This window comes from Peribacillus muralis (assembly GCF_001645685.2).
GTDB lineage: Bacteria > Bacillota > Bacilli > Bacillales > DSM-1321 > Peribacillus > Peribacillus muralis_A.
The window spans coordinates 1,528,052-1,546,827 of the sequence record NZ_CP017080.1; the positions used below are offsets into that span (position 1 = coordinate 1,528,052).

The following is an 18,776-nucleotide window of genomic DNA, read 5'->3' on the forward strand; positions in this document are numbered from 1 at the left end:
AGTGGTGCATATGGTGGAATAGGCAATGTCTATGTGTGAGGTGAGAGTAATGGCAAAAAAAAAGCGCCCCTCCGTTGATGGATTCAGGAAGTTCGTCAAGGAGCATCCTTATTTAGTGAACGAGGTGAGAAACAAGCAAGCAACATGGCAGGAACTTTTTGAGGAATGGTATTTACTCGGTGAAGATCATCCACGCTGGCAGGCTGAAGGCAGCATGAATGAAACTGTTGTGAATGCAAAATCTCCATCACCCCCGGTGGAAAAGGAAGAAAGTACGGAGTTGATTGGTACGATTATGAGTGCAGTCAAAAATATGGATATGGGGCAGATTCAACAGTATATTGTGAATGCCAACCAGGCCATCGGGGCCATCCAAGGAGTTCTATCTGCTTTTCAGGGGAACAAGTCAGGTGAATCGACTCCTCCCTCGAAAGAAAAAGAGCAGAGATCCAACCCTTTTTTATTCACCAAAGATTAAGGAGGACCCTTCATGCGTCAGAATATATATGAATTCATCCAAACGAATGAAGATATGCGGAATTACTTGAGAGTTCAACCTGCATGGTACAAAAGGTTAATGCGTAATCCACATGAAGTGGATGTATTTGAAACCGAGGCTAAATATTATTTTGAGAAATCGATTCCCCATCGTGTTTCTAAATTTTCGGAAAGTGTTCAAGTTGCCTCGATGATGCTTCATATGTTTCAAGCCATGAACGCTCCAGGTGAATGAAGAAAAAAAGAGTAAATTACTCCTTTTGGCTAACAATAAAGGCAAAAGGGGGACGATGGTATGAGGAAATTGATTTTGGGTCTAGCAGTGTTGATGGCAGTGGCGGGTTGTGGCAAGAAAATACCCGAACCTGAAAATTCAAAAGTGGCTATACAAGATGTATCTACCCTTAAAGCTGCCACCACTGTATCAAGCGTTCGAAATTCAGATGAGGATTTTAGGGTGAAAACGTTTGTGAAGGGTAACTCGGTATACGTAGAGTGTTACTTGAAAAACTATAGTTTTTCAAACGTGAATTCAGGAAACATGGCAACGGTGACTGTCTTCATTGATAACCATAAAAAAGCCGATATGAAAACAGCAGCATTTATTGTAAAGGATGTTCCGAATGGCATGCATAAAATAAAGCTGGAGATATTGAATGGTTCTGGGAAGAAAACCGGCTTGCAAAAAGAGTTCGATGTACATATCACTTCTTCGATATAATTAAACCATTAGCATCTGAAAGGGACTAATGGTAAAATGAAGGTGGAGGTGAGCTTGTTAATGCTTGCTACTATGGAAATCATCGACATTTTGCACCAGGCTGATGGATTGGCTGAAATGATCCTTCATTCTGAAATAGGAGAAGAATATCTCCTTAGTTTATATAAATTACAGAGCGACAAAGAGGCACAGCAAAAAATATCGAAGTTCACTTCATTAAAGGATCTATTTGAAGATGTTCAAAGGTTCGGTAAGTATCACCCGGATTATAAACGCATCAATTTAGAAACGAGAGAAGCTAAACGAGATATGGATATGCACGATTCCGTTGCTAATTTCAAGAGGGCTGAGACCGAGCTGCAATCGGTTCTTGATGAAATAAGCGGAAGGATAGGGAGTGCTGTATCGGAACAGGTCAAAACTCCGGCAGGCAATCCGTTTTTTGTATCTTCGGGTGGGTGTTCTACCGGAAGCTGTGGCACTGGCGGAAGCTGCGGTTGCTCTGCCTAAATAGTGAAGTTTGCTGTCCGGCGACGGCGGCAGCAGCGTAATAAAGCCATCGAAATTCGTTAGTTCATCCGAAGCTCGGTGGCTTTTACGTGTCCGAAATGTTTTCAAAAGCGGTCAACTGCGAAAAAGGATACAATCCGGACAAAGGTTTCCACAGCAAAACATCTTTTTCTGCGGAACGTAAAAACGATGGCGGAATACATATAGGCTTTCTTCCTGTCTTACGAAAATCGTTTCACAATGGAGCTGCTTGCCGCGCATCGAATGGCTTGCAGCTTTTTTTATGATGAAAGAAAGCAACTGCTCGTCGTTATCCGGAGAGTGGTAATGGATATATATAAAGGGGATGCCGGAAAATTTCTTTACTGAAGCTTGATTAATTTCTTCATTGGAAAGTAACTGATTGATAAATTGATGCCAAATTTGTTCTAAATCCATCGTTTCATCTCCATTTCCAATAGGTATATTCATAATAGTGAGAGAATTTCGTTTATAATCTTTTTTCTTGGTTGAAAGTAAAGTTTCTGCTATGCTACACTTAGTTAAAACCTTTACAAAAGGGAGTTATTGATATGCTTGGAGCGAGACAAGGAATCATCGTCTATTTACATACATTAAAGCAAGCCAAAATGCTTAGGAAATTTGGAAATATCCATTATGTTTCGAAAAAATTGAAATATGTGGTCCTTTATACGAATATGAACGAAGTGGAACCGCTTGTGGAAAAGCTGAATAACTATTCGTTCGTAAAAAAAGTCGACCTTTCTTATAAGCCCTTTCTGAAGATGGAATTCGAAAACTCCAAACCGGATAAGGCGAAGGAATACGATTATAAGATGGGAATCTGAAAAAAACTGACTCAGCAAGAGTCAGTTTTTTTAGCCCAATGGCGGAAGGTACCTATTCATTCGCAAAATGCCGATTAAGTGTTGGTAGTAAAGTTCGGTTTCTGCAAAAAGCACAGAGGGTTTCACATCGATTTCAATGATGGGCTTATCCAGTTCTTCAGCCAGGTTTTCAAAAGTCTCATAGCGTTTATTTTTGGTTATATGAGGGTTAGGTATACCTTCACGGCAAATATAAAGCGGCTGGAACTTACCTGGATCCGTAGGCTGCATGACGATGGCTATGGAGGTTACCTTTTTATCGTTTATGGTAGTATGCAGGGCCAATAGCCTGATGACACGATGTTTCTGGTTACGACCTACCTCAAGCAGTTCATATATATCAGAAAGTCCTTGTCCGAGTTCAATAAAACGTTGAATCAATTAAACCTCTCCTAACTAACTTATTATTCATTACTTTATCATTTTCCCTCATAAAAGAGAAGGACAACTTCATGTTTGTATCATGACAAAGCTTCACGGGTTTATGTGGTAAAAAAAAAAGCCCTGCAAAATATTTGCAGGGTCCTTCTATGTCTAACTATGGACCAGAAGGCAAAGGGAGAGGAGAAACCGGAGGAAGAACTTATGGGGAAACGTAAGCCTTCTCCGCGGTTGGCAACAACACCTAAAAAGGAATGTTGTTATTCTTATTATGACCAAAAAACGTTAACTTATTCAAAACGTATAATATTTGAAGGAAAATGATTGTCTTTCTTCCTTCGTAGAAAACATGAGCGGATTCCGGACTCATACTGAAGGAATTGCATTAAATATTGGCTTGCTTTTTCTAATATGTTAGGATAGGAAAGTAACAGAAATTTGTCAAAAAATGTGGTGAGAATGATGAGGGTCGTTTCCGGAACTTGCAAAGGAAGACCACTTAAGGCTGTACCGGGTACAGGAACCCGGCCGACTACGGATAAAGTGAAGGAATCCATTTTTAATATGATTGGACCTTATTTCGAAGGGGGATTAGTCCTCGATTTATTTGCTGGCAGCGGCGGCCTTGGAATTGAAGCGTTAAGCAGGGGCATGGATAAAGCCATATTCGTCGATCGGGATTACAAAGCAAATCAAACGGTTAAGACCAATTTGGAACTATGTAAGTTTTCAGACCGTGCAGAAGTTTATAAAAATGATTCTGAGCGTGCCTTGAAAGCTTTGGTCAAGAGGGAAATGGCGTTTGAGTTAATTTTTCTTGATCCGCCGTATAAGAAACAAAAGCTAATGGAAATTGTTGAAGAAATACATAAACACCGATTACTGAGTGATAATGGATATATTGTTTGTGAACATGGCCATGATGTTACATTGCCGGAAAGTGTTGGAAGCTTTACGGTTAGGCGAAAAGAAGTTTATGGCGTCATCGCTGTTACGATTTATCAATGGGGAAATGTACACGAACAGGGGGAACTATGAATGTCCAAAATAGCGATTTGTCCAGGGAGTTTTGATCCAATAACGTTCGGCCATCTTGATATCATTCAAAGGGGAGCGAATGTTTTTGATGAGGTATATGTCGTCATCGTGAATAACTCAGCGAAAAATTCACTTTTTTCAGTGGAAGAGCGGCTGGAATTAATTACGGAGGCAACGAAACATATGCCGAATGTTAAAGTGGATTTCTATCAAGGATTGACAGTCGACTATGCTGAAAGCGTTTCTGCAAACGCCATCATCAGGGGATTAAGGGCGACTTCCGATTTTGAATACGAAATGCAGGGAACTTCAATGAACCGGTTTCTTAACAGTAGAATTGAATCATTCTTTATCATGACGAAAAATCAATATTCTTTCCTGAGTTCAAGTATTGTTAAAGAGGTCGCGAAATATGGAGGAGATATCTCCGAACTAGTTCCTCCTGTTGTCCAGGAAGCCCTGTCGAAAAAGTATGCACAACAGAAAGGATAGAAAAAAGAGCATTGCCACCGCGCAATGCTTTTTTTTCTATTTATGTTATGGAAGTCCTTTGAATATCCTTTTCGTGAATATGATGATGTAAAGGATGAGAAACATGAGGGTGAGGAGCGGGCCGAAATCAATCATATATTGATAAAGTGAGCCTGCCTGTTCGCCTGTGCCGCTGACTGGAAAAGCTTGTACCGTGCTGCCGCTTCCCTTATTGCCTTTATAGAATGGTACCCAAAGCAAAACGGTGATCATCGATGCCAGAAAGCCATGCGCAATCCTTGCGAAGAAAAACGGCAAGAAACGTATGTCAGTTGATGCTATTATACTCGCAACCTGTGCCTGGATGCTGAATCCGTTGAAAGCAAGAATGAAGCTGGTCATCACTGTTTGCTGGAAAAGACTCGCATTTTCCACGGCACTGGTCAATTTTGAACCAAGCGTCATTTCAAACATTCCCGAAATGAACGGGAGACTTAGGGAATCCGGGAAATTGTAAATATGTAAAACCCCTCCGACCCACGATGCGAGCAATCCGGTAATGTTCATATGAAATAAAAGCTTGTTGACTACTGAAAAGAGAATGATGAATCCCCCGATCATTAATAAGGTTTGAATGGAAGATAGTACTGCATCTCCAAGCAAACTGCCAAAGGGTCTTGTTTCCTTTATCCGGGTTCGGTGCATCTGGCTAAAGGCTTGTCTAATGGAAGGGAGCTTGGGCATGGCTTTAGTATGGGATTTTTCCTCTTTCCGCCGGTAAAAACGCATGATGATGCCTACACAAAAATTTCCTAGGTAGTGGGATAGTGCAAGGATGATCCCTAAATGAGGATTATGGAAAAAGCCAACGGCAACGGCAACGAACAGAAACAACGGATTGGATGAATTAGTGAAACAAACGAGTCTTTCAGCTTCAATGCGGGTCAATTGTCCCTCCTGGCGAAGCCTTACAGTGAATTTTGCACCAGCAGGGAACCCTGAGGCAAGTCCCATTGCCCAGACGAACCCGCCCACTCCGGGTACACGGAATAACGGGCGCATGAATGGTTCGAGCAAGACTCCGATAAACTTTACTACCCCAAAACTGATCAATAACTCCGAGAAAATCAAGAATGGCAGAAGTGAAGGGAAAACGATTTTCCACCACATATTCAGCCCGCCTGTGGAAGCTTCAAAGGATTCTTGGGGGAAGATGATCAAGCCGACTGCCATCATCGTGACGGAGGTAGCCAGCAGTATTGTTTTCGATTTTGATTTAAGCAAAATTCAGCCTCCTTTTGAAGGTTACTAAATAAGGGCAGTCCGTTTCGTATATAATAAAATATGAACTTTCTTTTCTCGAAATGAAGGGTGTAGAAGTAAGTGAACCATATGCACATGTCCATATGGGCAAAATTGTTCAATGTAGATCCTGACCCCTTTAAAACACACGGTACATACATTTCCCCGTCAAGCTTGTTTCACTGTCAATATAAATAATATGCTTCTATAAATCCGTTTAAGACCATAACTTTGAATGAGTTGTATTTTCAATATTTTTCAACAGGGGGGATTATCTTTGTCGGAACCGAAGGTCGGGCTTGCTCTTGGATCGGGAGGAGCAAGGGGGTTTGCGCATATTGGAGTGATAAAGGTGTTACAGCAAGAAGGTATTCCAATCGACATGATTGCCGGCAGCAGCATGGGGGCGATGGTAGCGGCCTTTTATGGAGCCGGTTCGGATATTGAACGGCTGTATAAGCTGTCTCGTGCATTTAAAAGGAAGTACTATTTGGATTTTACCATTCCTAAAATGGGCTTCATTTCCGGTAAACGCACTAAGGAATTGATCAGGGTATTTACATATGGAAAGAATTTCGAAGAACTGGATATTCCTGTGGCTGTAGTCGCCACTGATATAAAAACGGGTGATAAGGTCATTTTTCAGGAAGGTCCCATCGCTCCTGCAGTCAGGGCAAGCATTTCGATTCCTGGGATATTCATACCCGAAAAAATAGGCAAACGCCTGCTTGTTGATGGCGGGGTCGTTGATAGGGTTCCTGTTTCTGTCGTGAAGGAGATGGGGGCAGATATCATAATCGGAGTGGATGTCGCTCATGTAAAACAGGATATGGAGATAAACTCCATCTATGATGTTATTATGCAAAGCCTCGATATCCTGCAAATGGAGCTTGTGAAAAGCAGGGAGTTTGCTTCAGACATCATGATACGTCCAAGGGTGGAGAAATACAGCTCTAAATCATTTACAAACGTACAGGAAATAATTAGTATTGGAGAAGAAGCGGCAAGAGGGAAAATCGATCAAATAAAACAAAGCATTGCTACTTGGAAGGAGTCTTTTGAAGATGAACCGTAAAATGTATGTACGCACTTTCCTGGTGGTTGCTATTCTTCTCATAGCATCAGCACTTTATTCCCTACCTTTTTATGTATCCAAACCAGGAATGGCGAAGGAATTGGAGCCGATTATAGAGGTTTCAGGCGGGGATGAAGCGAAAGGGAGCTTTATGTTGACCACGGTAAGGATGGGGCGGGCAAATATTTATTCCTATTTGCTGGCAAAGTGGAGCAAATATCAGGAGCTTTATCCGGAAAACGCGATCAGGAGCGCAGATGAAACGGATGAAGAATATAATATTAGGCAATTACACTTAATGGATGGTTCTAAAAACAATGCCATAAAGATCGCATATGAAAAAGCAGGAAAAGAAGTCGATTATGAATATTTGGGTGTATATGTTTTGGACGTGCTTGAGGGAATGCCTGCTGCGAAGGAACTGAAAGCAGGCGACCAAATCATTCAGGTCGATGATGTGAAATTCAGGTCTGCACAAGAATTCATGGGCTACATTAACGGGAAGAAAGCTGGAGATAAGGTTGAAGTGGTATATAAAAGGGAAGAAACAGAGAAAAAAGCGGTTTTATCCTTGCAGCCTTTCAAAGATGACCCGAATAGGGTTGGCATAGGCATTTCACTTGATGACAATCGAAAAGTGACAACAAAGCCGGCCATCGCCATTGATTCCGAACAAATAGGCGGTCCTTCTGCTGGATTGATGTTTTCATTGGAAATATTTAATCAATTGACAGAAGGTGATCTTACGAAAGGATACGATATAGCGGGTACAGGTACGATGGCAGATGATGGGACGGTCGGGCCGATTGGCGGGATTCAACAGAAAATAGTGGCCGCAGATAATTCTGGCGCGGAAATTTTCTTTGCACCAAACGAAAGTGGAGCAGCTGGCTCGAATTATGAAGATGCACTTATAGCAGCGAAGGATATCGGAACGGATATGAAGATTGTCCCGGTAGATAATTTTGATGATGCCCTGACTTATTTAAATAAGTTAAAAGGGAAAGGAAAATGACAAAAAGCGCAGGCAGGCTATTGAACTGACCCATCGAATTGAGACTTAGAAAAAACACTCATGCTGCCTGCTCTCCAAACTCAATTGGAGACAGGTAGTTTAATTTTGCTTGAATACGTATTTGGTTATAATAATACATGTATTGATTTACCATTTGCACTACTTTAGAATTAGATATAGATGCTCTTCTTTGAGTGTTGAATCCTTCCGACTTTAGCGAGGAGTGAAAGGATTCTATGACGGCATTATCATGGCAGTTTCCTTTTCGGGACATGCTTGTGATGATGCCTTTTTCTTTAGCTAAATTTTGAAAAACATAAGATGTATAAACAGAACCTTGATCAGTATGAATCAGTAACCCATCTTTTGGTTTTCTTTTCTCTACAGCTTCATTAAGTGTATTTTTAACCAAATCTACATCCTGAGTCTCACTCACTTTGTAGGTTACAATCTCGTTATTATAAAGGTCTATGATTGTTGATAAATACAACATTTTTGATCCATATGGTAAATAAGTGATGTCCGTTACCCATTTCTCATTAGGCTTGGCAGCTGTAAATTCTCTATTTAGGATATTTTTCACCACAATGTTACTCTCACCATTTAAATATTTTGGTCGTTTAACTTTAATTTGACACTGCACTTGATATTTCTGCATGATCTTTTGAACTGTTTTTCGATTAACTTCAATTCCATGTATTCTTTTTAGAAGAGCCTTGATTTTCCTATGACCATAATGAAAATGACTCTCTCCGCATAGGAGAACGACTACTTCTTCAAGTGGGCTCATAACGGATCTTGTATACTTTTTCTTCCACCTATAATAGGTGGCCTTAGGTACTTCTAATACTGTTAATATATCAACGATTTTGTACATGGAAGACAGTTCCTTGACTACTTGTACAACAATTTGTGGCTCCAACTCCTCTCGATCTCTTGGTACTTTTTTAAGATTTCCAACTGTGCTTTTAATTGCTTATTCTCTTGTTTTAAAGCATCTTTTTCACTTAAACCAGCAGGTCCTTTTCCATACGTATATTGTTTTCCTACAGGCTGAGAGAATCGATGGGTTTGCCCTTCATCATGCCATTTCTTCCATGTTTTAATCTGGGATACATTTTTGATTCCTAACTGTTTCATTATTGCTTTATTACTCATTCCTTGTAACTTTAATTCTACAGCTTGCCATTTTACTTCCTCGGGGTAGTGAACTCTTGTGCCCATGAAGAAAAACACCTCCAAAATCGTTTAGATAACTAATACGACTCAAGGGGTGTTTTTTCCTTGTCTCATTTTACTGGGTCACTCTACTATCTGTTTGCGCTTTTTGTTGTCATGAAATCATTTTCATTTAATGATGATGGGAGCCGCATATTCCCGTTTCATCAGGGACGCCTGATACGGCTCGGATAAGCCAAGTGCGTATACCTGTGCGGCTCGTATGTCCATTTCGATGTCCTGTTTTTGATAAGAAGACAGTTTGGAAATGAGCGGGAGCGGCAGGTCTTTCTTAACGGTGTGCAAATATTCCCTTCCCCTGCCATTCATGCCAAGGAGTCTGATATAGCTTGGCAGGTTGGTGTTTGTCATTTGTTCCTTGGAAGTATTGGTCAATATATGGATGCACATCCGTTGGAGCCGTGTCCATGTATAGCGTTTCGTTTTCAGTGCCGTCATGAACTGTGAAAAGGTGGCAGTGGCTTTAGCCATCTGCTTGATCCGATGCTCGATTCCTTCCTCGATTTCGTAAATCGCTGTCAATTCGCTTAAAGAAGAAGAGAGGATCCGGTACTTCAACAGGGGCCAATACATTTCCCAATCATGCAAGGAGCGGAAGTTGGATACATATTGCTCAAGTCCGCTGCTTGTCGGCTTGGGAACATAGCTTGAAACGGAATCCAAGCTTTCCCCCTGTTCTTGGATGGCCTTGCGTATACCAGTTGCGCTGGCAATGGAGTCGTCAGACAAATTAGTATCATGATATCCGGCAGCGACCCTTTGAATCGTATAGGGGCGGATCGAAAAACCGCTGGTAAGGGCAGCACTTACATATTCCTTTCCAAGAATGTTATTAGGCTTAGTCAAATCGAGGGCTCCATCATTCTTGATGATTGCTTGATAGGCCTTGGCGGCACTTGCAGGATAGCTATTCCCGGCATCCATTGCCAATTTAACGGCGGCATCGAATGGGGCGGATTGATCAGAAATGACTGTATGTGCGGTGATGAATGGCTCGATCCTGCCATCCTCGCTCCCGAAACAAAAAGAGTCACAGCCGAGATACTCCAAAAGGGAGATGGAGCCTCTTGCAAAGATTTCCGCCTTCTGCGTTGCAAAAGCGTAGGGAAGCTCTATGACAAGGTCGACGCCGCCTTGCAGGGCCATGGCAGCACGGGTCCATTTGCTGACTATAGCAGGTTCGCCGCGCTGTAAAAAGGGCCCGCTCATGACTGCAACCACAATATCCGCACCGGTTTTTTCTCTGCTTTTTCTTGCATGTAAAACATGTCCATTATGAAAAGGGTTATATTCGACTACTAATCCGCAAGCCTTCATTGGTTCACCTCAGAGAAAAACTTTGTATTTTTTCAACTTAGTGCTAAAATAGTATTTCAAGTAAGATTCCATAATGTTTCATCGTGATTTTTTGGTTTGAAAAGAATCTTAAACTTTGGATAATCAGTTAGGATGACTACATTATAGTGTAAAGAAAAAATATTGACAAACTTATAATTGAAAGCTATAATTATTTTTGTTGCCTTGAGGTGATTTCATTTGAAATGGACGATTAGTCAACTTCAAAAAATTCGGGACAAAGATTTACGGTTTGATGAACACGTGGATGTCGTAGACATTAGAGAAAGAGACCCGCAAATTCGCGACGTTTCTCCGATAAGAGTAGCAGGAAGAGCTGATATCAGTTCGACCGAGATTACTTTTCACTTGCATCTTTCTGGTGAATTAACATTACCTTGCTCCCGTACACTGGTAGACGTTAAATATCCGATTGATATTGATACAAAGGAAACCTTTCTATTAAAGGCAGATGGCACTGATTTCTATGGAGATGATGTCACTGTTGTAGAAGGCGATGTTGTAGACCTTATACCGGTAATTAAAGAAAATTTATTGCTAGAAATTCCGATGCAGGTTTTTTGTGAGGATGTCGATTCCAATGAAGCTGCTCCTCAATCCGGTAAAGACTGGGCTGTTATTTCTGAAGAGGAAAATGAGCATAAGGTTGATCCGCGATTTGCAAAGCTTGCCGACTTTTTTGACAACAATAAAGAATCTTGATTGGAACGGAAAATCGTTAATCCGATTTTTCCAGCTTTTTTATATTTTTTAAGGAGGTGGGAATAATGGCTGTACCTTTTAGAAGAACGTCGAAAACTGTAAAAAGAAAACGTCGTACACACTTCAAGCTTCAAGTACCTGGTATGGTAGAATGCCCAAGCTGTGGTGGAATGACTCTTTCACATCACGTTTGTAAAGAATGTGGAACATACAAAGGAAAAGAAGTTGTCGCAAAATAATTTCTTTCCCTACTTGAAAGCTTTGCTTTCTTGATGCAACACGCTAATAAAAGCGCAGAGATTTTCTCTGGGCTTTTTTTATCAGTTTGTTTGGCTGAATATTCGGAAATGTGAACCTGGAATGATGAATAGAGGAGGTGCTTCCTTGAATCGGACGATTAAGGTTGAAAAGAGTGTACGTGGTTTCATGAAGGTCATATTTAATAGACCGGAGAAAAGGAATGCCGTGAACTATCAACTGATGGACGAACTTCAATCAATACTGGCGGAAGCGGCCTGTGATGATGAGATTAAATTGCTTGTCCTGACGGGGGCGGGTACCGACGCCTTCTGCTCAGGAGGGGATTTGGGTGAGTTTCAAGATTTATATACAGAAGAAGAGGCCTTTACTATGTTATCGAAAATGGGTGAGGTTCTGTATGCACTTGCAGTTTTCCCAAAACCGACAATGGCTTTCATTAATGGCAGCGCTGTTGGCGGGGGTTGCGAAATAGCTACTGCCTGTGATTTCCGGTTAGCGAAAAGCGGCGTCAGGGTAGGTTTTGTGCAAGGTACGCTAGGAATCACCACAGGCTGGGGCGGCGCTTCACTTTTACTTGAAAAAATACCAGGTCAAAATGCGGTAAAGCTATTGATGGGTGCAAACATACATACAGCGGAAGAAGCCAAAGGACTCGGTTTCGTAGATAAGATAGCCGAGAGCTGGGAAGGTTTCGCGGAAGATCTTCTTCGCCATGAGACAAGGGTATTGATGGCTTATAAAAAATTGTTGATCAATAAATGGGAGGCAGGCGGTCTTAAAGGAAGAATGGAGGCTGAAATCCGTGAATGTGCTAAACTTTGGGCAAGTGATGCACATCATGCCGCGGTCAGCCGTTTTTTAAACAAGAAAAAATAAAAATACCGCTTCTATATTTCTTCTATCTTTCCTAGCATGTGCATATTATGAATTAAAACTTGCTAAGGAGGTAGAGAGATGACAATTGCGAGACAAGATGCATGGACCCATGATGAGGATTTGTTGTTGGCTGAAGTGGTGTTAAGGCATATAAGAGAAGGCAGTACTCAACTAAAGGCGTTTGAAGAAGTGGGGAAGCAGTTATCAAGAACATCGGCGGCCTGTGGGTTTCGATGGAATTCTTTTGTAAGGAAGCAATATAAATCAGGAATCGAGCTGGCAAAGAAACAAAGGAAGGAACAGGTCGTCCTTGAGCCGAATGCGGAACCTAATCCTGTTGCGGAAGTGGAACATCATAAGATCGAGCAAGAGGCTCCCCGGGAAGAGGAACAAGATTCTATTACGCTTCAGAAGGTTATATTATATTTAACCAAGATGGATGAGTTCTTCCAGGATGATAACGAGGAGAAGGAACGGATTTCCGAGCACTCCCTATTTCTTGAACAGGATAATTGCCGTTTGCAGGAAGAGAATACCCTGTTGAGAGAAAACTTGAAAGCTGTCGAGGAAGATTACCGTGCGCTTATGCAAATCATGGAGCGAGCCAGGAAGCTTAGTGTACAAGAAGACGAAAAAACGAACCCGAAAGTTAGTTTCCAAATGGATAAGAACGGTAATCTGGAAAGGGTCAATAAATAAAAAAGGCGGGTGGAAGAATCCGCCCGCGTTTTCGTTATTCTTCCGTATCTGTTTCAGTTGTTGCTTGTTTATCGAATGGACTCCAAATCAGCGGGTTTTCCCCAAAGTCGCGTTCCATATCATAGGAAACTGCAGAAAAGCCCATCTTTTTCCAAAAATCTTGTGAATGGACTCTTGGATTGGTTTTGATGGGCATGTTCAGGCTTTTGGCGAATTCGACCAAAGCTTTTCCATACCCTTTTTTCTGATAGTTAGGCAGGACTTCGAGTTTCCAAAGAACAAGGAAGTCCCTTGAATTGTCAAAATACTGATCAAATTTAGCGTTTCTTTTGTACAGGCTCATCCGGGCTACAAGTTTGTCGCCATAAAAGATACCATAAAAAGGTGATTGGCTGTCATTTTCAATGATGTTACCTTCTAGATCATCTAGCATTGACAGTTCCTGAATTCCGTATTCTTTGAATTTTTTGAATTCCTCAAGCGTTTTAAAATTTACAAGTAATCGTTCCACCTTGTATTCCATAAAAAAGCTCCCCCTTAATTCTGATAAACCTCTTCGGTAGTGACCTTCGTAAGTCATCCCACTGTGGAATCCCAACTAAAGGCTAAATCTAGCATGACATTGAACAATTCATCCTGCTGACTAATGCTAACAGCGATAGCCATTCATCTCCGCACACTTATCAGCGATTCCTCGCTGGTATTGGATCGGAGGTATTTTGTATCCCTTAAAGAGTAAAGATTGGCTACGCTTTTCGTATCTAATATACCATTAATTCAACGCTTAAAGAAGGAAATAAATCTCCAGTAGCGTATTTAAGGCACTTTTACTGAATTTTATTGCAAGCCATGCGTTTCTTACCTTTGTTATAAGCTGCGCTGCGGGAATCCCCAATGCGGAAGGCGTGAAAATTGATGCAGGATAAAAAAGATTATGTGTTAAAATAGTAAATATATTTCAGAAAAGTAAGGATTGGTAACATGCGAATTGGAATTATTGGAGGAGGGGCCATCGGACTGCTGTTTGCATCTCATTTGAGTGGCAAACATAGTGTAACGGTCTATACCCGTACGGTACAACAGGCTTCGATCATCAACCATGAGGGGATCCGGCTGATTCAAGAGGGTGAAAGTCGGTTGCTGGACTGCGTCATGTCGAAGAGCTTGGACGGGGGGGTAACCGACCAGGATCTTCTTATACTGGCAGTGAAACAATACCAGCTTCAACACATCTTGCCGGCAATCAACCGTCTTGATGTGCCGCTGCTATTCTTGCAGAATGGCTACGGGCATATTGCTCATTTGGAGCAGCTTCAATCTCGGGCCATCTATGTAGGGATTGTGGAGCATGGGGCTTTGAGACATAATGCAAATACGGTGGAGCATACCGGGCTTGGCCTTACGAGGATCGCTTCATTTAAAGGTGAGCTCGACCGACTCTCATTATTGAATGAAAGGATGGATGGTTTTCCTTTTGCCAGGAGCGAGGACTATCACTCGATGCTTCTCGATAAACTTCTCGTTAATGCAGTGATCAATCCATTAACAGCCATCCTGCAAGTGAAAAATGGCGTTTTGATCACCAATGTCTTTTATTATCAATTGTTTCAAGAGCTTTTCGATGAAATCTCCAGCATTTTGGAAGTGGAGAATAAAGCAGAGTCATTTGAACATGTTAAAACCGTTTGCATGGCAACTGCCGGAAACCGTTCGTCCATGCTAAAAGATTTGGAAAACGGCAGCCAAACGGAAATTGATGCAATATTGGGCCATATTCTTTCTATGGCAAAGCATAAGGGGAAAACGGATGTCATGGCGTCTTCTCTATTCAAGATGATCAAGGGGAAAGAGACTCTGGGGGGATGAGGATGTGCCGAACGTTGTTTCAAATCTTGCCGCAATATTCATTACCTTGCCTTTTTTAGGGTACATATTGTTTTTTGTAGGAGCCAAGCAATTGACTGGTAGCCATAGGCGCTCCGTTCAGTTCGCGATGGATATGAGTGCGATTTTATTCGTAATATCCGTCCATTATTTAATCATTGCCATTTGGGATAAGCAAATCCTTTGGGTGATCATGCTGATCATGATTGTCAACGCAATAGTGGTGGTAATGGTCCATTACAAGGTGAAAGAGGAAATCATTTTTCATAAGGTAGTAAAGGGTTTTTGGAGAGTGAACTTCGCTTTCTTTTTCGTCGCTTATATACTCTTATTTTCAATTGGATTAATAACAAGTATTACAAAGATATTTACTACATAAAATAGAACGCCACATCAATTTTCTGCTGCTGGGCAACTTCTTTTGTTTTCTTAAAGTGGAATGTTATACTCTAAAAAGAATTGTAGTTGCAGAGAAAGGGAGAACAGAAATGGAGATGAAAGATCTCGCTTTACCATCTTTAAACCGTTTTGCATCGGACTATTTACAAAACCATCTTGAAGCGGAGGATTATTTTCATTATGACTTGTCTAAGGCGGATAAGTATCGAGATAGATATAATGAATTGATGAACCGTGCTTTTTCACGTCGTGAACTATCCGATTACATACAACGATATATGTCCCGTTTTTCAAGCAGCGAGGAAGTTAAAGGGAATATTGAAAGGTTGCGCAGAGATGATTCCGTTGTTGTTATTGGCGGACAGCAGGCTGGGCTGCTATCGGGTCCGCTGTATACCATCCATAAAGTGATCTCGATCATAAAACTTGCAAAAGAACAGGAGAAAGAATTGGGACGCCCTGTCATACCGGTTTTTTGGATAGCTGGCGAAGATCATGATTTGGCTGAGGTCAATCATGTGTATATTATGAAAAACGGAAAGCCGCACAAAAAAACGTATCCTTCCTATCAGCCTTATAAAACGATGGTATCGGATGTGGAGCTTGAAACGGAAAAGGCAGAGAAATGGTTCGAAGAAATCATCGAAACCTTTGGAGAAACGGCCTTTACGAATAAACTTTTAATTAAAATGAAAGAAATGATAAATGAATCGAAAACCTTTGTCGACTTTTTTGCCAGGCTGATTCATGAGTGGTTCCATGAATATGGTCTTTTACTCATCGATGCGGCAGATCCGGACTTAAGGCAAATCGAGAAGGGCCATTTTATAGCGATGATCCAAAAAAGTGAGCGCATCGCTGAAGTGGTCGAGGATCAACAAACATTCATGCAGGCAAAAGGTTATCCTAAAATGATAGAAATGGATAAACAAGCAGCGAATTTATTTTATTATGATCCGGAAAAAAAAGATCGATGTTTACTGGAGCGTGTACAGGGCGGCTTCAGCGGTAAAAACACGGAGTCGTTTTCGGAGGAGGAATTGCTGCATATAGCCCAAAATCATCCTGAACGGCTTAGCAACAATGTCATCACACGTCCGCTTATGCAGGAAATGCTATTTCCGGTATTGGCCTTCATCTCCGGACCAGGGGAAATTGCCTATTGGGCCGAATTAAAACGGGCATTTGAATTGTTTTCGATGAAAATGCCGCCAATCATCCCTAGGCTAAACATCACGATTGTAGAACGGCGTGTCCATACGGATTTAGAAGAAATGGAACTTACCTTGGAAACTGTTCTGACTGAAGGAACCGCTAATGCGGTAAAACGGTACTTGGAAGAAGTGGAAGATGAGACAACGGCTAACCTGTTCGGGAAGCTGAAATCACAGCTTGAAGAGAACCATAAACAACTTTCCGACCATGCTGTTTCATTGGATAAAGGGCTTGAGCCGATGCTGAACAAAAATATTGAATTCATCCAAAAACAATTGGATTTCATATATGGGAAAATCGGTGACCGTACAAAGGAACGCCATTCGGTTACCTTGAAAAAATATGAACGCATCGCCCAGTCGCTTTACCCGCTTGAATCACCTCAAGAGAGGATCTGGAATGCTTTTTATTACCTGAACCAATATGGACCGGAATTCATTAGTGATATCATGAAGCTGGATTACCAATTCAATAATCAGCATAAATTGATTTTCATATAGAAGTATTAGCCGCATTGGGGAAAAGTGGCGGATTAATCAATTATGACGGACAGTTGAAAAGCAAAAAAAGACAGGTGCTAAAGCCTGTCTTTTTTCTGTTTCCTGAGCCTAGTCGTTAATGCTTCGACAGGAATAGTGCGACTATGTCCCAGTATGAGTCCATTCGAGGGAAATGTACGGTTCTTTGAATAATTTGGCTAAATAAAAAAGGGATTGAAAAGAAGGGAATTATTACTTGGAAGGAGAAAGTAAAAACAAGTGGAGAAAGGTGGGGGAATGTGGTACATTGAGATTAGAATGTGGGGGTAGTGGGTATGTTCATGGGAGAGTACCATCATAACATCGATATAAAGGGCCGTTTGATCGTTCCCGTGAAATTCAGGGACAATCTCGGGGAGCAATTTGTTCTGACCCGCGGACTCGATCAATGTTTATTTGGTTACCCTATGGAAGAGTGGAAGCTGCTTGAAGAAAAGCTGAAAGCCCTGCCTTTAACAAAAAAAGATGCCCGAGCCTTTACCCGTTTTTTCTTTTCTGCAGCAACAGAATGCGAAATCGATAAACAAGGGCGAATTAATATCCCCGCGCCGCTTACTTCATATGGCCAATTGGAAAAAGAATGTGTAATTCTTGGTGTTACCAATCGTATTGAGATTTGGAGCAAATCCCTTTGGGAAAACTATTTTTCAGCTTCGGAGGATTCTTTCGCTGAGATAGCAGAAAATATGATTGGCTTTGATATTTAAGGCTGCCCTCAGAAATAGAGTCACTCAATAACCGATTGGAAGGATGTCTAGCATGTTTCAACATACAACAGTGTTATTAAAAGAGACGGTTGATGGATTGAACATCAAACCTGATGGAATTTACGTGGATTGTACTTTAGGAGGAGCCGGCCACAGCGAATACTTGCTTTCACAGCTCTCTGACAAGGGCAGGCTTTATGCTTTTGATCAGGATGAAACGGCAATACGGAATGCTAAGGAAAAACTGGAAAGCTATGGTGAACGTATCGTTCTTGTTCCGAATAATTTTAAATACTTAAAAGAAGAGCTGAATGCCCGCGGGATCGAGAAAGTCGATGGAATCCTGTACGATTTAGGGGTGTCATCGCCGCAATTGGATACACCGGAACGAGGTTTCAGTTATAACCATGATGCGCCTTTGGACATGAGGATGGATCAAAGCGCTGCCATCTCTGCCTATGATGTAGTCAATACATGGTCATTCCATGATTTGATGAGGATTTTCTTTCAATATGGGGAAGAAAAGTTTTCCAAGCAAATTGCCCGCAAAATAGAAGCGGCCCGAGAAATTAAACCGATTGAAACGACGTTTGAGCTAGTGGAGCTGATTAAGGATGGGATCCCTGCCCCTGCAAGACGTAAAGGCGGACATCCTGCGAAACGGGTTTTCCAAGCGATCAGGATTGCCGTGAACGATGAGTTGGGCGTCTTCGAGGATTCTCTGGAGCAAGCGATTTCGCTTTTGGATATGGAAGGCAGAATATCGGTTATTACATTCCACTCGCTTGAAGATAGGATTTGCAAAACGGTTTTCAAAAAAGCCAGCAGCATGCCGGACCTTCCGCCTGGACTTCCTATCATCCCGGATGAATTCAAACCAACCTTGAAAATAATTACGAGAAAACCGATTCTACCTTCAGAAGATGAGTTGGAAGGGAATAATCGTTCCCGTTCGGCTAAACTAAGAATCGCTGAAAAACAAAAAATATAGAAAAAAATCA

At 41.5% G+C, this 18,776-nt stretch carries 24 protein-coding genes; 18 read left to right on the forward strand and 6 right to left on the reverse strand.

All coding sequences use genetic code 11. From position 1 onward, the window contains the following. Positions 1-49 precede the first annotated feature (49 nt). The 4 genes from ABE28_RS07355 to ABE28_RS07370 are packed head-to-tail and all read left to right on the forward strand — an operon-like array spanning position 50 to position 1,729. A complete protein-coding gene (locus ABE28_RS07355) occupies positions 50-478 on the forward strand; it encodes a YlbD family protein (RefSeq protein ID WP_064466381.1) in 429 nt (142 codons plus the stop codon). Positions 479-490: 12 nt separating this feature from the next. Beyond that, positions 491-733, forward strand: a complete 243-nt coding sequence (locus ABE28_RS07360; protein WP_061144075.1) for a YlbE-like family protein — start codon at positions 491-493, stop codon at positions 731-733. Positions 734-793: 60 nt separating this feature from the next. Next, a complete protein-coding gene (locus ABE28_RS07365) occupies positions 794-1,219 on the forward strand; it encodes a hypothetical protein (protein WP_064466380.1) in 426 nt (141 codons plus the stop codon). Positions 1,220-1,279: 60 nt separating this feature from the next. Beyond that, on the forward strand, positions 1,280-1,729 hold the full coding sequence (locus ABE28_RS07370) for a YlbF/YmcA family competence regulator (protein ID WP_064466379.1): 450 nt from the start codon (positions 1,280-1,282) through the stop codon (positions 1,727-1,729). Positions 1,730-1,843: 114 nt separating this feature from the next. Here the strand turns inward: ABE28_RS07370 and ABE28_RS07375 are convergent, their stop codons facing one another. Further along, a complete protein-coding gene (locus ABE28_RS07375; RefSeq protein ID WP_064466378.1) occupies positions 1,844-2,167 on the reverse strand; it encodes a hypothetical protein in 324 nt (107 codons plus the stop codon). Between the two features lie 134 nt (positions 2,168-2,301). Between ABE28_RS07375 and ABE28_RS07380 the strand changes: the two genes are divergently transcribed. After that, positions 2,302-2,577, forward strand: coding sequence for a YlbG family protein (locus ABE28_RS07380; protein WP_064466377.1), 276 nt, complete (start codon positions 2,302-2,304; stop codon positions 2,575-2,577). Positions 2,578-2,607: 30 nt separating this feature from the next. Here the strand turns inward: ABE28_RS07380 and ABE28_RS07385 are convergent, their stop codons facing one another. Continuing rightward, the gene (locus ABE28_RS07385) at positions 2,608-2,997 is read right to left on the reverse strand and encodes a DUF7147 family protein (RefSeq protein WP_064466376.1); all 390 of its coding nucleotides are present in this window, start codon (positions 2,995-2,997) and stop codon (positions 2,608-2,610) included. Positions 2,998-3,459: 462 nt separating this feature from the next. Here ABE28_RS07385 and rsmD point away from each other — a divergent pair, with 462 nt between their 5' ends. Together rsmD and coaD are read left to right on the forward strand one after the other, a co-directional pair. Then, positions 3,460-4,035, forward strand: a complete 576-nt coding sequence (gene rsmD / locus ABE28_RS07395; protein ID WP_064466374.1) for a 16S rRNA (guanine(966)-N(2))-methyltransferase RsmD — start codon at positions 3,460-3,462, stop codon at positions 4,033-4,035. Further along, entirely contained in the window at positions 4,036-4,527 is a 492-nt protein-coding gene (gene coaD / locus ABE28_RS07400; RefSeq protein WP_064466373.1) for a pantetheine-phosphate adenylyltransferase, read from the forward strand. Positions 4,528-4,572: 45 nt separating this feature from the next. Here the strand turns inward: coaD and ylbJ are convergent, their stop codons facing one another. Then, positions 4,573-5,790, reverse strand: coding sequence for a sporulation integral membrane protein YlbJ (gene ylbJ / locus ABE28_RS07405; RefSeq protein WP_064466372.1), 1,218 nt, complete (start codon positions 5,788-5,790; stop codon positions 4,573-4,575). A 295-nt stretch (positions 5,791-6,085) separates the two neighbouring features. Here ylbJ and ABE28_RS07410 point away from each other — a divergent pair, with 295 nt between their 5' ends. Both ABE28_RS07410 and ABE28_RS07415 read left to right on the forward strand, forming a co-directional pair. After that, complete coding sequence (locus tag ABE28_RS07410) at positions 6,086-6,883, forward strand: patatin-like phospholipase family protein (RefSeq protein WP_156775706.1); 798 nt, start codon at positions 6,086-6,088, stop codon at positions 6,881-6,883. Further along, a complete protein-coding gene (locus ABE28_RS07415) occupies positions 6,873-7,898 on the forward strand; it encodes a SepM family pheromone-processing serine protease (protein WP_064466370.1) in 1,026 nt (341 codons plus the stop codon). The genes ABE28_RS07410 and ABE28_RS07415 overlap by 11 nt, the downstream gene beginning before the upstream one ends. 58 nt (positions 7,899-7,956) lie before the next feature. On the opposite strand, the gene ABE28_RS07420 is transcribed toward ABE28_RS07415, so the two are convergent. Continuing rightward, positions 7,957-9,122 (reverse strand): IS3 family transposase gene (locus ABE28_RS07420; protein ID WP_373921307.1). Its coding sequence is split into 2 segments (ribosomal slippage): positions 7,957-8,846 and positions 8,846-9,122, totalling 1,167 coding nucleotides; the frame shifts between segments, so codons are not numbered across the junction. A 123-nt stretch (positions 9,123-9,245) separates the two neighbouring features. Then, the gene (locus ABE28_RS07430) at positions 9,246-10,454 is read right to left on the reverse strand and encodes a nucleotidyltransferase (protein WP_064461733.1); all 1,209 of its coding nucleotides are present in this window, start codon (positions 10,452-10,454) and stop codon (positions 9,246-9,248) included. 219 nt (positions 10,455-10,673) lie between these two features. Here ABE28_RS07430 and ABE28_RS07435 point away from each other — a divergent pair, with 219 nt between their 5' ends. The 4 genes from ABE28_RS07435 (at position 10,674) to ABE28_RS07450 (ending at position 13,031) form a co-directional block, all read left to right on the forward strand. Then, a complete protein-coding gene (locus ABE28_RS07435; protein WP_064461735.1) occupies positions 10,674-11,195 on the forward strand; it encodes a YceD family protein in 522 nt (173 codons plus the stop codon). Between the two features lie 65 nt (positions 11,196-11,260). Then, complete coding sequence (gene rpmF / locus ABE28_RS07440; protein WP_034313929.1) at positions 11,261-11,434, forward strand: 50S ribosomal protein L32; 174 nt, start codon at positions 11,261-11,263, stop codon at positions 11,432-11,434. A gap of 145 nt (positions 11,435-11,579) precedes the next feature. Continuing rightward, positions 11,580-12,332 carry an enoyl-CoA hydratase/isomerase family protein gene (locus tag ABE28_RS07445; protein ID WP_064461737.1) on the forward strand — a complete coding sequence of 251 codons (753 nt, stop codon included), beginning with the start codon at positions 11,580-11,582 and terminating at the stop codon, positions 12,330-12,332. 78 nt (positions 12,333-12,410) lie between these two features. Beyond that, complete coding sequence (locus tag ABE28_RS07450) at positions 12,411-13,031, forward strand: RsfA family transcriptional regulator (protein ID WP_064461739.1); 621 nt, start codon at positions 12,411-12,413, stop codon at positions 13,029-13,031. 34 nt (positions 13,032-13,065) lie between these two features. On the opposite strand, the gene ABE28_RS07455 is transcribed toward ABE28_RS07450, so the two are convergent. Continuing rightward, the gene (locus ABE28_RS07455; protein WP_064461741.1) at positions 13,066-13,554 is read right to left on the reverse strand and encodes an N-acetyltransferase; all 489 of its coding nucleotides are present in this window, start codon (positions 13,552-13,554) and stop codon (positions 13,066-13,068) included. A 458-nt stretch (positions 13,555-14,012) separates the two neighbouring features. Between ABE28_RS07455 and ABE28_RS07460 the strand changes: the two genes are divergently transcribed. The 5 genes from ABE28_RS07460 (at position 14,013) to rsmH (ending at position 18,766) form a co-directional block, all read left to right on the forward strand. Further along, entirely contained in the window at positions 14,013-14,897 is an 885-nt protein-coding gene (locus ABE28_RS07460) for a 2-dehydropantoate 2-reductase (RefSeq protein WP_064461743.1), read from the forward strand. A 4-nt stretch (positions 14,898-14,901) separates the two neighbouring features. Next, positions 14,902-15,294, forward strand: coding sequence for a DUF3397 domain-containing protein (locus ABE28_RS07465; protein ID WP_064461745.1), 393 nt, complete (start codon positions 14,902-14,904; stop codon positions 15,292-15,294). Positions 15,295-15,403: 109 nt separating this feature from the next. Then, positions 15,404-17,029 (forward strand): bacillithiol biosynthesis cysteine-adding enzyme BshC, encoded by a 1,626-nt coding sequence (gene bshC, locus ABE28_RS07470; protein WP_064461747.1) that lies wholly within the window; start codon positions 15,404-15,406, stop codon positions 17,027-17,029. Positions 17,030-17,343: 314 nt separating this feature from the next. Further along, positions 17,344-17,775: a division/cell wall cluster transcriptional repressor MraZ gene (mraZ, locus tag ABE28_RS07475; protein WP_057915056.1), complete on the forward strand. Its 432-nt coding sequence runs from the start codon at positions 17,344-17,346 to the stop codon at positions 17,773-17,775. A 52-nt stretch (positions 17,776-17,827) separates the two neighbouring features. Further along, positions 17,828-18,766, forward strand: coding sequence for a 16S rRNA (cytosine(1402)-N(4))-methyltransferase RsmH (gene rsmH / locus ABE28_RS07480; protein WP_064461749.1), 939 nt, complete (start codon positions 17,828-17,830; stop codon positions 18,764-18,766). Positions 18,767-18,776 lie beyond the last annotated feature (10 nt).